The following is a 13,432-nucleotide window of genomic DNA, read 5'->3' on the forward strand; positions in this document are numbered from 1 at the left end:
GCGCGGGCCCTATCCCGCCCGCCTCAGGCGCAGGAATTTCTCGGCCTCCAGCGCCAGCAGGAAGGCAAAGCCCGTCGCAAGGATGCCCAGACCTTCGGGCAGGGGCACCGCCACGGTGCCAAAGACCGCCTGCAGCGCGGGCACATAGGTCACGGCAAGCTGCGCGGCCACGACCAGCCCGACGCTGATCCAGATGGCGGGCGTTCCGGCCACCGCCGCCCATTTCAGCGAAGTTCCGTGCAAGTTGCGGATGTAGAAGAGATGGAAGATCTCCAGCACCACCAGCGTGTTCAGGGCCATTGTCCGGGACAGCGCCTCGCCGTGGCCCGCGGCCTTGGCCCAGGCCTGAACGGCAAAGACCGCGACCGCGAACAGCACCGATACGAAGGCCACATGCCAGACCATCCCCCGCGTCATCAGCGGCGCCTGTGCGCCACGGGCCGCGCGCGCCATGCTGCGCGCCTCGGCCGGTTCGAAGGCCAGCGCGATCCCCAGCGTCACGCCCGTCACCAGATTGACCCACAGGATCTGCACCGGGGTCACCGGAAGCGGCAGGGCCAGCATCAGCGCCAGCGCGACGACCAGCGACTCGCCCGCGCTGGTGGGCAACTCGAAGCCGATGACCTTGCGCAGGTTGTCAAAGACCCGCCGACCCTCGGCCACGGCGGCGGCGAGGGTGGCAAAGTTGTCATCCGCCAGCACCAGATCGGCGGCCTCCTTCGCCGCCTCGGTCCCCGAAGCCCCCATCGCCACGCCGATATCCGCACGTTTCAGCGCGGGGGCGTCGTTCACCCCGTCGCCGGTCATCGCCACCATCTCGCCCCGCGCCTGAAGCGCCGCGACAAGGCGCAGCTTGTGTTCGGGGCTGGTGCGGGCAAAGACGGTCGTCTGCCCGGCGGCCTCGATCAGTGCGGCATCGTCCATCGCGTCGATCTCGGCCCCGGTCAGCACCCGATCGGGGTCTTCAAGCCCCACCTCGGCGGCGATGGCCGAGGCGGTGGCGGCATGATCGCCGGTGATCATCTTGACCGTGATCCCGGCGCGGCGGCATCGGGCGACTGCGGCGATGGCCTCGGGGCGGGGCGGGTCGATCAGGCCGGCAAGGCCCAGAAGGCACAGGCCTTCGGGCGGGCGGTCCGGGTCGATCCGGTCGGCGATCTCGGGCCGCATCGCCAATGCGATGACGCGCAGGCCGCGCGCGGCCATGCGATGCGCCCGGTCATGCCATTCGGCGCGGTCGATCCCGTCGCACATGTCGATGACGGCTTCGGGTGCGCCCTTCAGGTGCAGGATGCGCAGGCCATCCGGCCCGTCGTCCAGCGTTGCCATGAACCTGTGGCGCGCGTCGAACGGCAGTGCGTCGCGCCGCGTCCACCCTGTTGCCGCCGCGACCGGATCGACGGGACCGGCGCGCATGGCCATCATCCGCAGTGCGCCTTCCATCGGATCGCCGGACACTGTCCAGCCCGCACCCGTCCGCAAGAGAGCGGCATCGTTGCACAGCGCCGCCGCCCGCGCGAGATCGCCCAGACCGGGCAAGGCGCCTATGCCCCCGTCCTCGCCCGTGTCGTCCAGCCGTACCGTGCCACCGGGTGTTTCCACTTCGGCCACCGACATCTCGTTGCGGGTCAGGGTGCCGGTCTTGTCGGTGCAGATCACCGTGACCGCGCCGACGGCCTCGATCGCCGGAAGGTGGCGGACGATGGCGTTGCGGCGGGCCATCGCCTGAACCCCGATCGCCAGCGTCACCGACATGACGGCCGGCAGGCCTTCGGGGATCGCTGCCACCGCAAGGCCGACCACCGCCATGAAAAGTTCGGCAAAGGGCAGATGGCCGATCCAGTGCCCCCAGAGCAGCAGACCGGCAGAAGTCGCAAGGATGATCACGCTCAGGCGCGAGGCAAGCTGGTCCATCCGCCGCAGGAGGGGCGTTGAAAGGTCTGGCACAGCCGCCATCAGCCCGCCGATCCGGCCCAGTTCTGTTGCCGTTCCGGTTGCCACGACAACCCCGCGCCCCGTGCCGCGCGTGACCATCGTGCCGGAAAAGGCCATTCCGCGCCGGTCGGCCAGCGGCGTATCGGCGGCTTGTGCGGCCGGGTCCTTTTCCACCGGCACGGATTCCCCCGTCAATGCCGCCTCGGACACCGAAAGCGCCCGCACCGCGATCAGCCGCAGGTCGGCGGGAACACGGTCGCCCGCCTCGATCAGGACGATGTCGCCGGGCACGAGTTCGGACGCGGGCAGGCTGCGCCGCGACCCGTCGCGCAGCACCGAGGCCTGCAATGCCAGCATCCGCCGGATCGAGGCCATCGCCTGTTCCGCCCGGCCCTCCTGCACCAGCCCGATCCCGGCATTCAGCAGCACGACGGCAAGGATCACGCCCGCATCGACATGATGCCCAAGGGCAAGGGTCACGACCGCCGCCACCAGAAGGATCAGCACCAGGACCGAGGCGAACTGCCCCGCGATCCGCGAGATCCAGCCACGACGGGGCGGTTCGGGCAGGATGTTTGCGCCGTGGGTCTCCAGTCGCCGGGTGGCCTCTGCCGTGGTCAGGCCCTTCCGTGACGTGCCCAAAGCGGCCAGCACCGGCTCGGGTGGCTGGCTGTGCGGGTCAGGGGGCAGGGAAGGGGGCGGGGCTGCGGATTTCATGCTGCGGCCCAGAGTGGCCCGCCCCGAGGGCGAATTCAACACGGCTTCACCACGGCTGCGCGGGGTGGGCCGGGATGCCGCAGGCCGGAAATGCAAAAGACCGGGGACGCCCCCGGCCTTTGCGGTCCCGGTCCCTTTCGGGATGGATCAGCGGCGACGGTCGCGCCGCGCGCTCATCGGCTGGAAGGCGACGCCGACATGGGCCTCGCAATAGGGTTTTCCGGGCTGGCTCGGCAGGCCGCAGAACCAGAATTCCTCGGTCGCGGGGTCGCCGATCGGCCATTTGCAGGTGCGTTCGGTCAGTTCCATCAGCGACAGTTTCTTGGCGCGCTTTTCCACCTCGCGCACCGAGGCCAGCGCCTCGGGGCTGATCTCGTTGGTCGAGGGCTGCGGCGGCAGGGGTTGCCCTGCGGGCACGATCGCCTTGCGCAGCGGGATCGGGGTGACATTCGAGGGCGCCGCCGCGGCCGGTGCCGCTGCCGGGCGTTCCGGGGCCGCGCGCACAGGTTCGGGGCGGGCCACCGGATCGGCGGCCTTGGGTGCCGCCGCTTCGGCCTTGGGCGGGGTCGCGACCGGTGCGGCCTCTTCCTCGTCCTTGCCGCCCGCGCGGTTCGACAGGCCCAGGCGATGCACCTTGCCGATCACCGCGTTGCGGGTCACGCCGCCCAGTTCCTTGGCGATCTGGCTGGCCGACTGGCCTTCCTGCCACATGCGTTTCAGGGTCTCGACGCGTTCATCGGTCCAGGACATTCGGTTCACTCCGTGACGGCGGGGCATGGGAAGCCCGCACCAGTTCAGCCCATTCTAGCGGGGACGGCACGAGATACAAGCGAAGCCGCCGCCCCGCAAGGGCCACGTCGCTCACCGCATGGCGCGTTGCGGGCGGCGGCTACAGGATTTCGGCCAGACGCTCGACCGGGCGGCAAAGGCGCGTGCCCTTCGCCGTGGTTACGAAAGGGCGTTCGACCAGAACCGGATGGGCCACCATCGCGGCCAGCAGGTCGGCCTCGGTCACATCCGGGCGCAAAAGGTCCAGTTCTGCCGCCTCCTTGGCCTTGCGCCGCAGGGCCTCGGCCGCGGTCAGCCCGGCGGCGGCGAAAAGGTCACGCAACTGCGCTTCGGTCCAGCCCGCCTTCGTGTAGGCCACCACCTGCGGGTCATGGCCTGCTTCCCGCAGCGCATCAAGGACACGGCGCGAAGTGGAACATCCGGGGTGATGGAAGATCACGCTTTCTGTCATATGCTTTCCTCTGCCTTGCCTGCCCTCGCCCTTGCCGCCCAGTGTCGCGGCTCTGTCAGGGCAGTGCAAGGCCGCGGAATCCGCTTTTCAAGCCCCCCGCGCTGCGCTATTGCGGCGCTATGATCGAACGGATCCGCCTCATCGCGCTTCCCCGACGCCGACGCGCCACCGCGTAAGCGACCGATCTGCCGTGGCCATGTGCGAACTTCCGACTGGCCGCACCCTTCCTGAAAACCCACAGTTGACCTGACGCCCGGCCTTTGGCACCCCTAGGGCTTCGCATATGCAAGGACACCTTCCGATGATTTCGCCAGTCTTGCCGACCTACAACCGCACGCCGCTTGCCTTCGAGCGCGGCGAGGGCTCGTGGCTTGTCGCGACCGGCGGGGAGCGATACCTCGACCTCGGTTCGGGGATCGCGGTCAACGCCCTTGGTCATGCCCACCCGGCGCTGGTGCAGACACTGACCGAACAGGCCCAGAAACTGTGGCATGTGTCGAACGTCTACCAGATCCCGGAACAGGAACGGCTGGCGGCGATGCTGGTGGAACGCACCTTCGCCGATACGGTCTTCTTCACCAACTCGGGCACCGAGACGGCGGAACTCGCCATCAAGATGGTGCGCAAGTACTGGTACGAGAAGGGCCAGCCCGACCGGATCGAGATCATCACCTTCGAAGGCGCCTTCCACGGCCGTTCGACCGGGGCGATCGCGGCCGCCGGGTCGGAAAAGATGACCAAGGGCTTCGGGCCCCTGATGCCAGGCTTCCGTCAACTGCCCTTCGGCGATCATGAAGCGCTGCGCGCCGCCATCACCGAACGGACGGCGGCCGTGATGATCGAACCCGTGCAGGGCGAGGGCGGCATCCGCCCGCTTCCCGATGCCTGCCTCAAGGGCCTGCGCGACCTCTGCGACCAGACGGGCGCGCTTCTGGTGCTGGACGAGGTGCAGTGTGGCATGGGCCGCACGGGGCGGCTTTTCGCGCATGAATGGGCGGGGATCGAACCCGACATCATGATGGTGGCCAAGGGGATCGGCGGCGGCTTTCCGCTGGGGGCGCTGCTGGCCACCGAAGAGGCCGCCAGCGGCATGACGGCGGGCACCCACGGATCGACCTATGGCGGCAACCCCCTTGGCTGCGCGGTCGGCGCGACGGTGGTCGAACTGATCTCGGACCCGGCCTTCCTGGCCGAGGTGGCACGCAAGGGCGCGCTGATCCGTCAGGGGCTCGAAGGCCTCGTGGCAGGCCATCCCGACGTCTTCGAGGAGGTCCGCGGGCAGGGCCTGATGCTGGGTCTGAAATGCCGCGCGCCCAATGCCGATCTGGTCAAGGCTGGGGTGGCCGCGGGTGTCCTGACGGTGGCGGCGGCCGACAACGTGGTGCGGCTTCTGCCCGCGCTCAACATTCCCGATGCCGACATCGCCGAGGCGCTGAAGCGGCTTGACGCGGCGGCGCGGGCCGTGGCCGGGGCAAGTTCGGCCCATGCCGGATAAGGGTGCCTATGCCTTCGTGCCGCTTTCGCGCGCGGATTACCCGATGATGCGGGGCTGGCTTGCCCAGCCCCATGTCCGCGCCTGGTGGGGCGACCCGGAAGACGAGATCGCGCTGATCGAGGCGGACATGGACGGCCATCTTGCCGGGACCGGACCCACCGACATGCGGATCGTGACCCTTGACGGCGCCCCCTTCGCCTATGTGCAGGATTACCCCGCGCATCACTGGCCGATGCCCCATTACGCGGGATTTCCGCCGGGCACGCGGGCGATGGACACCTTTCTGGGCGATCCCGCGCATCACGGAAGGGGCCACGCCGCCCACTATCTTCACCAGCGCGCGGCCGATCTGCGCGCCCGCCATCCCGCCGTGGTGATCGACCCGTCGCCCGCCAACGAACGCGCCGTCCGCGCCTACCGACGAGCCGGCTTCCGCGACCGCTTCACCGCCCCTTGCGAGGATGGCGATCCCGTGATCGTGATGGAATTCGATGCCGCCGCGCCTGCACCTTCCGCTTCAACCTGACCGAAATACCCTCGGGGGGTCCGGGGGGCAGACAGCCCCCCGGCCCTTGCCCGGCCCTTGGCAGACGAAAGACAGAGATGAAACATTTCCTTGATATCCACACCACCGATGCCACCGACCTGCGGTCGATGATCGACGCCGCCCATGCGATGAAGGCGGCGCGCAACGGTCGTCCCAAGGGCGCGCCCGATGACGACCAGCCGCTGAAAGGGCGCATGGTCGCGCTCATCTTCGAAAAGCCCTCGACCCGCACGCGCGTCTCGTTCGACGTGGGCGTGCGCCAGATGGGCGGCGAGACGATGGTGCTTTCGGGCAAGGAAATGCAACTCGGCCATGGCGAGACGATCGCCGATACCGCGCGGGTGCTGTCGCGCTATGTCGACCTGATCATGATCCGCACCTTCGAGGAGGCGACGCTGCAGGAGATGGCGGAACATGCCGATGTGCCGGTGATCAACGGGTTGACGAACCGCACCCATCCCTGCCAGATCATGGCCGACGTGATGACATACGAGGAACACCGCGGCCCGATCGCGGACCGCAAGGTCGTCTGGTGCGGCGACGGCAACAATGTCTTTGCCAGCTTCGCCCATGCCGCCGGGCAGTTCGGCTTCGACCTGACCTTCACCGGGCCTGAAACGCTTGACCCCGAACGCGCGTGGATCGACTTCGCGGCGGCGAAGGGGCGGCCGATCACCATCGACCGCGATCCCCATCGCGCGGTTCAGGGGGCCGATCTGGTGGTCACCGACACCTGGGTTTCGATGCATGACCCGGAATCCGCGAAGGAACGCAGGCACAATCAACTGCGCCCCTATCAGGTGAACGAGGAACTGATGGCCAAGGCCAAGGCGGATGCGCTGTTCATGCATTGCCTGCCCGCGCATCGCAACGACGAGGCGACCAGCGCGGTGATGGACGGGCCCCATTCGGTCATTTTCGACGAGGCTGAAAACCGGCTGCACGCGCAGAAGGCGATCATGCGCTGGTGCCTGGGGCTGTGAGAACGGGCAGGGGGCTTCTTGCCCCCGCCTTGCCTTTCCGGGCGCCAACCAGCCAAGCGTATTCCGAACGGCAGGACGGCCGAAGCGGGATCCGCGCGCTTTCCCGTCCGGGCGGATCAGCGGATGCCGTCGGCTTCGGCCGCGCGGCGGGCAAGCGCCGCGACCACCAGAAGGCAAAGCGCCAGCACGCCATAGGTGATGCGATAGCCGATCTGTTCGGCGACAAAGCCGATGGTCCCCGGCGCGACGAGGATCCCGGCATAACCCACCATCGTGACGGTCGCGATCCCTGCGCCCCTCGGCAGGCCCTTGCGGTTGCCCGCCGCGGAAAACACCACCGGAACCAGATTGGCGACGCCCAGACCGGCCAGGGTGAACCCGGCAAGCGCCAGCGGTTCGGCCGGTGCGACGGCGGCCATCGCAAGACCCGCCGCGCCCGTCATCGCCGAAAGGCGCAGGGTGCGCACCGCCCCGAACCTGTTGCGCACCGTGTCGCCGGCAAAGCGCATCACTGCCATCGCACCCGAGAAAAGCGCGAAGGCGAGACCCGCGCGCGACAGCGTGGCGCCAAGTTCCTGCTGAAGGTAAAGGGCAGCCCAGTCCAGCACCGCGCCTTCCGGCACCATCGCGAAAAGCGCCATCAGCCCCAGAACCCACAGCCCTCCATCCCTCGGGATCAGGGCGGCGGGTGCGGGTGTTCCCCCGGCCTCGGTCGCGGGATCGGTTTCGGGGTGGTCATAAAGGGCGGGCATTGCGGCCAGCACGATGACGAGGGTCAGCGCCGCCACCCCGGTGGCCTGCGCCTCTGCCCCCCAGCGGGCCAGGGCAAGCGAACCGAGCCCGCCGCCGATGAAGCCGCCGAGGCTCCAGAATCCGTGGCTTGAGGACATGATCGCCCGGCCAAGGCCGCGTTCGACCTCGACGGCATTGGCATTCATCGCCACGTCCATGCAGCCGATCAGCGCGCCCATCAGCACCATGGCCAGCGCCAGCGTCACCAGGTCGGGGGCGAAGACGACGACCGGAAGGACCGGAACGATGGACAGCGAAAAAAGCCGCAGCACCCGCCTTGCCCCGATCCGCCCGATCAACCGCCCGGAAAACAGCATGGCGCCGACGGCCCCCAGGCCGAGGCCGATGATCAGCAGGCCCAGAACCGATTCCCCGATGCCATGGCGCGGCAGCAGAAGCGGGATCTGCGGCGCCCATGCGCCCATCACGAAGCCGTTCGCAAGAAACATCGCCGCCACCGCCCGGCGTCCGCGCCTTGCCGTCGATCGTTCCGCCATCCCGTCCCCCGGCCCTGTCCTGCTCGCGCAGATACCGCTATCGCGAAGGCAAGGCAGGGAAAAGGCCCGGCCGGCGGCTGTGCGTTCACGTTCTGCGTCGGACTGTCACAAAGCCCGTCCTGAAGTTCCGTCACCCTCTGTTCGCCCTCGCGAAACAGCGCACAGGGCGCCGCGTTGCCCTGTGGGCGACAATCCGGGGGCAGATCCGGACAAAACGACCGGATACCGCCTTTTTCCCCCAAATTGCCCTGAATTTGCCGCGCTCCACCGGCAGTGATCGTTTCCGAATAGGGAACGGGTGGGGCCAGAATGGCCACGATCAACACAGGATTGGGCGGACCGCAGGGTGTGGGGGAAGGCAGCTTCCGCGCCGGGCCTCTGACTGCCGGGAACTATGACGACGGGTCCATCCTGGTGAACATCACCTCGGTCTTCGGACCGGCGGGGATCAACTATTTCGGGACCTACTACACCTCAATCTACATCAACACGAACGGGCTGATCAGTTTCGGTGCGCCGCGCACGGCCTACACCCCGCAGAGTATCGCAACCATCAACTACCCGGCCATTGCGGTCTTCTGGAGCGATATCGACCTGCGGTCGGGCACCGCCACGGGCACGAACAACATCTACTGGGATCTCGACCCTGTCAGCGGCCGGGTGACGGTGACGTGGCTCGGGGTGAAGCCCTATACGAACCACAACACCTCGGGCACGAACACCTTCCAGGTCGTGCTGGAGCATACGCAGAACGGCAATTTCGAAGTCGATTTCATCTACCAGCAGGTGGATTGGGCGAATGGCGGCTTCGGGGTCGCGCAGGCGGGCCTGACGGATGGTGGATCGAACGATTACATCCTGCCGGGGTCGGGCAATGCGACATCCATCCTGAACTATGAAAACTCGGTGCTTGATCCGAATGATCCGAACGGGGTCTGGTCGACGCGCTTCCTGAACGGCAATCCGGTCTGCTTCGTCACCGGAACGCGGATCGCGACGCCGGAAGGCTGGCGCCAGGTCGAGACGTTGCAGGCCGGCGACAGGATCCTGACGCGGGACGACGGCGCCCAGCCGATCCGCTGGGTCGGCGGGGGGCAGGTGATGGCCAGCGAGGCGGCGCTGCCCGTCCTGATCGAGGCCGGGGCGCTTGGCAACCGGCACGACCTGCGGGTCTCCGGGCAGCATCTGATGCTGCTTGACGGCATCGACTGCGAACTTCTGTTCGGCGAGGGCGAGGTGCTGGCCGCGGCCAAGGATCTGGTCGGTCTGCCGGGCATCACGGCGGAAACTCGGCCGCGGATGGTGGGCTATTACCATCTGCTTCTGGACCATCACCACATCATCGAGGCCGAAGGCGCCGGGGCCGAGACGCTGCATCCGGGTCCGCAGGCGCTGCAATCGCTGCCGAGGCGTGCGATGGCCGACCTGATGTCGGCCTTCCTGCCCTATGAAATCGAACGCTTCGCCACCCGCCCTGCGGCGCGGCGCGTGCTGAAGGCGCATGAGGCGCGGGTTCTGGTGGCGCACCGGACGGGCGGGATCGGGCATGGTTTTGGCCGGTTCGCGCCGGTTTCCATGCTGGCCGCCTGACCGGGCCGAGGTCCGCAAAGGGTGATGGCGCAGGCCCCGCGGAAGCCTTATGGTCGGGCCATCACGGCAGGTCGCGGGCAGGGCGGGTTTCGATGTTTCTGACGGAAGAGGGGATCCGGTTCCTGGCGTGGAACGCGCTCTGGATCACAAGCCTTCTGATCTGTGCCGTCGTCCTTCTGGTGCCGGGGTTCCGCAGGCGGCCGAACAACCTGAAATGGCTGATCTACCTGAACCTTGCCGGGGGGCTGTTTCACTACGGGCAGTATCCGGCCGCGGCCTTGCAGGAGCTGGTCTTCAAGACCATCGGCGTGGGCTATGCCCGACAGGAACAGCCGTTCGAAGGCCGGGGGCTGCACATTCCCCGGCCCGACCTGCTGGCGGCGGCGGCCTATGGTTGCCATCCGCTTGTCGCCCAGAACGACTGCCCCCTGCCGATCCACCTGATGATCGGCAGTAGCGCGCTGGATTTTGTCGAGATCGGGCAGGACCCGGTGATCCGCCACGAGCTTGTGCTGGGCGACATGCGCTGTTTTGACGAAAGCAATCTGGACCTTGGGGATTTCATCATTTCGGCCGGTCTCGGGGCTTGTGTCCTGCCGCGGATGACAGAGGGTGCCAGCGCCCCACATGTGGTCGAGGTGACAGAGCGGCGGCTGGCCTGGCCAAGCCGGATGCCCTATTGGCGCGCCGAACTGATCGAACGGGATAGCGGCAAGGTGCTGTCACGGTTCGACGGGTGGCTGGGGATGGACGGGTTCTGGTTCGCGACCAACCCGGACAGGCCGCGCCGCCCGATGGGCGCGCTGGCGCAGCTGATGGCGCGGCAGGATGGCCTTAACGCATACGACCGGGCCCGCGATGATGCGCTTCTCGCGAAGGCGGGCTGGGATGAGGCGGTGCTGCTTCGTGCCCTGGACCTGCCGTATCAGGACGCGCGGGCCGAAACGCTGTTCCTTGCCTGCCGGGAGCAGATCCGCACCCGCCTGTCGCCCGCCGCGACGGAACGGCTGCGGGCGGCCTCCGAAGGTCTCTTTCCCGAGACGCCCGACTGGCGCTTTCCCGACGATTGCCCGGACTGGGCGCGATAGGCTGTCCGGAGGCTGTCTGGCGGTCAGGTGCCGCGCGGCTTGGCGCGGGTGGTGGGTTCGGCCTCGCGCGGGTCTTCGGGCCAGGGGTGGCGCGGATAGCGACCGCGCATGTCGCGCCGCACGTCGGCATAGGAATTCGTCCAAAAGCCGGGCAGGTCCATCGTCACCTGCACGGGCTTGCCGCCGGGCGACAGCAGGGTGATGCGCAGCGGCAACCGTTTCGGCCCCACCGTCGGATGCACCGTGACGCCGAAAAGTTCCTGAAGGCGCAGCTCGATCCCCGGAGCCTCGCCGTCATAGTCGATCGGCACGCGACGGCCCAGAGGCGTTTCGAAATGCGATGGCGCCAGCCTGTCAAGCGTCTGCTGCCCCTCCCATCCAAGGGCCGATTGCAGCACCGGCACCAGATCGAGCGATTTCAGGTCAGCCTCGGATTTTCGCACGGTCAGATGCGGCAGAAGCCAGTCTTCGGTTGTGAGTATGTTCGCTTCAGACAGGTCCGGCAGGTCGGCCCCGTCGCGGCGGCACAATGCCGCGCGGGCGGCAAGGCGGCGGGCGGCAGGGCTCCACGGCAGGCCGATCTGGCGCAGCCCCTCCAGCGCTGCGCGGGCCAGCGCCTCGGGCGGGGCATCGGGCCATTGCCGATCCTCCAGCACGACGGCGCCCAGAACCTCCTGGCGGCGGGCCATCACGCGGCCTTCGCGGCGTGACCATTCGCAGACCTCGCGCGTGCGGATTTCGTGCCCGAGGACGGCGCGCAGGTCGGTCTCGCGGAGGTCCACCGCCTGCCGGATGCGGGCCTCGCGCGGGTCGCCGTCAAGATCGGTCGCCACGATCAGCCGGGCCGCCGACAGCGGCAGCCCCGGCTCCATCGCGGCACCCTTGCCGCCCGACAGCACCCAGCGGGGGGCGTCGCCCTTGCGGCGCATCCCGACCCGGTCGGGGTAGGCCAGCGCCGCCATCTGCGCCAGGGTCAGCCCTGCATCGCGCCCGCTGCCCGCCCGCTGAAGCCGCCGCGCCTCGGCCCTGATGCGTTCGACGGTCGGGCGGTCGACGCGATGGGGCGTGTCGGCCTCGACCTTGCGGGGATCGGCAAGGGCGGCCATGCGCAACGCCAGGTCGGGGGGCGCGCCGCGCAACGGGTCGCGGTCGGCCAAAAGCGCCGCCAGCCGGGCGGCGGGTTCGGTGAAGCCCGCCCGGATCAGCATGTGGCCCAGGCGCGGGTGCAGGGGCAGCCCCGCCAGCGCGCGGCCATGATCGGTGATCCGCCCGCGGGCGTCGAGCGCGTCAAGCGCGGCCAGCAGCGCGCGGGCCTCTGCCAGCGTGCCGGGATGGGGCGGAGTCAGGAAGGGCAGGTCATCCGCGCCCCAAAGTGCCAGTTCCAGTGCCAGCCCGGTCAGGTCGGCGGCGGCGATCTCGGGCGGGGGGAAGGGGGCAAGCCCGCCCTCTTCGCCCTTGGCCCACATCCGGTAGCAGGTGCCTTCGGCCACCCGCCCGGCACGGCCACGCCGCTGTTCGGCCTCGGCACGGGTGACGCGTTCGGTGACAAGCCGTGCCATGCCCGAGGACGGGTCGAACCGCGCCCGCCGCGCCCGCCCGGCATCGACGACGACGCGGACTTCGGGGATCGTCAGCGAGGTTTCGGCGATCGACGTGGCCAGCACCACCTTGCGCTGGCCGGGCGCTGGCGGGGACAGTGCCGCGCGCTGCGCCGCGAACTCCATCGCCCCGTAAAGCGGGCAGAGGGTGACACCGGCGGGAAGGCCATGCGCCAGCGCGGCCTCCACCCGGCGGATTTCGGCCTCGCCGGGCAGGAAGACGAGGATACCGCCCTCTGTCGTTTCCTCGATCGCCTGCCGGACAAGGTCCGTGCAGGCGGGTTCCAGCCGAGCGTCGGGGCCAAGGGGGCGGGGCAGCCAGCGGGTTTCGACCGGATAGGCGCGGCCCGCGCTGGTGATGACCGGGGCATCGCCCATCAGCGCGGCGACCGGCCCGGCGTCGAGCGTCGCCGACATCGCCAGAAGGATCAGATCCTCGCGCAGGGCCGACCGGATTTCCAGCGCAAGCGCAAGGCCAAGGTCGGCGTTCAGGCTGCGTTCGTGGAATTCGTCGAAGATCACGGCGCCGATGCCGGGCAATTCCGGGTCGGACTGGATCATGCGCGTCAGGATGCCTTCGGTCACCACCTCGATCCGGGTGGCGGCGGATGTGCGTGCCTCGCCCCGGATGCGGTAGCCCACGGTCTGCCCCACCGCTTCGCCAAGGGTTTCGGCCATGCGTTCGGCGGCGGCCCGCGCGGCAAGGCGGCGGGGTTCCAGCATGACGATCCGCCCGCGCGCGGGCAGGCCGGCCGCCAGCATGGCCAGCGGCACGCGCGTCGTCTTTCCCGCGCCGGGCGGGGCCTGCAACACCGCCATGCCGCGCTGGCCAAGGGCGGCAAGCAGGGCGGGAAGGGCTTCGTCGATCGGCAAGGGTTCGGTCATGCGGCCAGCTTATGCCGGGTTTGCGCGGCTTGTGCCAGCAGCGGGCGGGGCGGGGGGCAGGAAAG

The 13,432-nt window shown here is 68.9% G+C and carries 10 protein-coding genes; 5 read left to right on the forward strand and 5 right to left on the reverse strand.

From position 1 onward, the window contains the following. Window positions 1–9: 9 nt before the first annotated feature. The 3 genes from E7811_RS16525 to arsC form a co-directional block, all read right to left on the reverse strand. Window positions 10–2,652 (reverse strand): cation-translocating P-type ATPase, encoded by a 2,643-nt coding sequence (locus E7811_RS16525; protein WP_136395772.1) that lies wholly within the window; start codon window positions 2,650–2,652, stop codon window positions 10–12. Window positions 2,653–2,799: 147 nt separating this feature from the next. Next, entirely contained in the window at window positions 2,800–3,402 is a 603-nt protein-coding gene (locus E7811_RS16530; protein WP_136395773.1) for a GcrA family cell cycle regulator, read from the reverse strand. A 139-nt stretch (window positions 3,403–3,541) separates the two neighbouring features. Then, the gene (gene arsC / locus E7811_RS16535; RefSeq protein WP_136395774.1) at window positions 3,542–3,892 is read right to left on the reverse strand and encodes an arsenate reductase (glutaredoxin); all 351 of its coding nucleotides are present in this window, start codon (window positions 3,890–3,892) and stop codon (window positions 3,542–3,544) included. A gap of 301 nt (window positions 3,893–4,193) precedes the next feature. Here arsC and E7811_RS16540 point away from each other — a divergent pair, with 301 nt between their 5' ends. From E7811_RS16540 to argF, 3 genes are all read left to right on the forward strand, one after another. Continuing rightward, on the forward strand, window positions 4,194–5,387 hold the full coding sequence (locus E7811_RS16540) for an aspartate aminotransferase family protein (RefSeq protein ID WP_136395775.1): 1,194 nt from the start codon (window positions 4,194–4,196) through the stop codon (window positions 5,385–5,387). Continuing rightward, a complete protein-coding gene (locus E7811_RS16545) occupies window positions 5,377–5,913 on the forward strand; it encodes a GNAT family N-acetyltransferase (protein ID WP_136395776.1) in 537 nt (178 codons plus the stop codon). The genes E7811_RS16540 and E7811_RS16545 overlap by 11 nt, the downstream gene beginning before the upstream one ends. Window positions 5,914–5,990: 77 nt before the next feature. Further along, on the forward strand, window positions 5,991–6,917 hold the full coding sequence (gene argF / locus E7811_RS16550) for an ornithine carbamoyltransferase (RefSeq protein ID WP_136395777.1): 927 nt from the start codon (window positions 5,991–5,993) through the stop codon (window positions 6,915–6,917). A gap of 116 nt (window positions 6,918–7,033) precedes the next feature. Here the strand turns inward: argF and E7811_RS16555 are convergent, their stop codons facing one another. After that, window positions 7,034–8,158 (reverse strand): MFS transporter, encoded by a 1,125-nt coding sequence (locus E7811_RS16555; protein ID WP_246020507.1) that lies wholly within the window; start codon window positions 8,156–8,158, stop codon window positions 7,034–7,036. 357 nt (window positions 8,159–8,515) lie between these two features. Here E7811_RS16555 and E7811_RS16560 point away from each other — a divergent pair, with 357 nt between their 5' ends. Both E7811_RS16560 and E7811_RS16565 read left to right on the forward strand, forming a co-directional pair. Further along, window positions 8,516–9,796, forward strand: a complete 1,281-nt coding sequence (locus tag E7811_RS16560) for a Hint domain-containing protein (RefSeq protein WP_136395779.1) — start codon at window positions 8,516–8,518, stop codon at window positions 9,794–9,796. Window positions 9,797–9,888: 92 nt separating this feature from the next. Continuing rightward, window positions 9,889–10,884, forward strand: a complete 996-nt coding sequence (locus E7811_RS16565) for a hypothetical protein (protein ID WP_136395780.1) — start codon at window positions 9,889–9,891, stop codon at window positions 10,882–10,884. 23 nt (window positions 10,885–10,907) lie between these two features. On the opposite strand, the gene hrpB is transcribed toward E7811_RS16565, so the two are convergent. After that, window positions 10,908–13,367 carry an ATP-dependent helicase HrpB gene (gene hrpB / locus E7811_RS16570; protein WP_136395781.1) on the reverse strand — a complete coding sequence of 820 codons (2,460 nt, stop codon included), beginning with the start codon at window positions 13,365–13,367 and terminating at the stop codon, window positions 10,908–10,910. Window positions 13,368–13,432 lie beyond the last annotated feature (65 nt).

Source organism: Aliigemmobacter aestuarii (assembly GCF_004799285.1).
GTDB classification, from domain to species: domain Bacteria; phylum Pseudomonadota; class Alphaproteobacteria; order Rhodobacterales; family Rhodobacteraceae; genus Aliigemmobacter; species Aliigemmobacter aestuarii.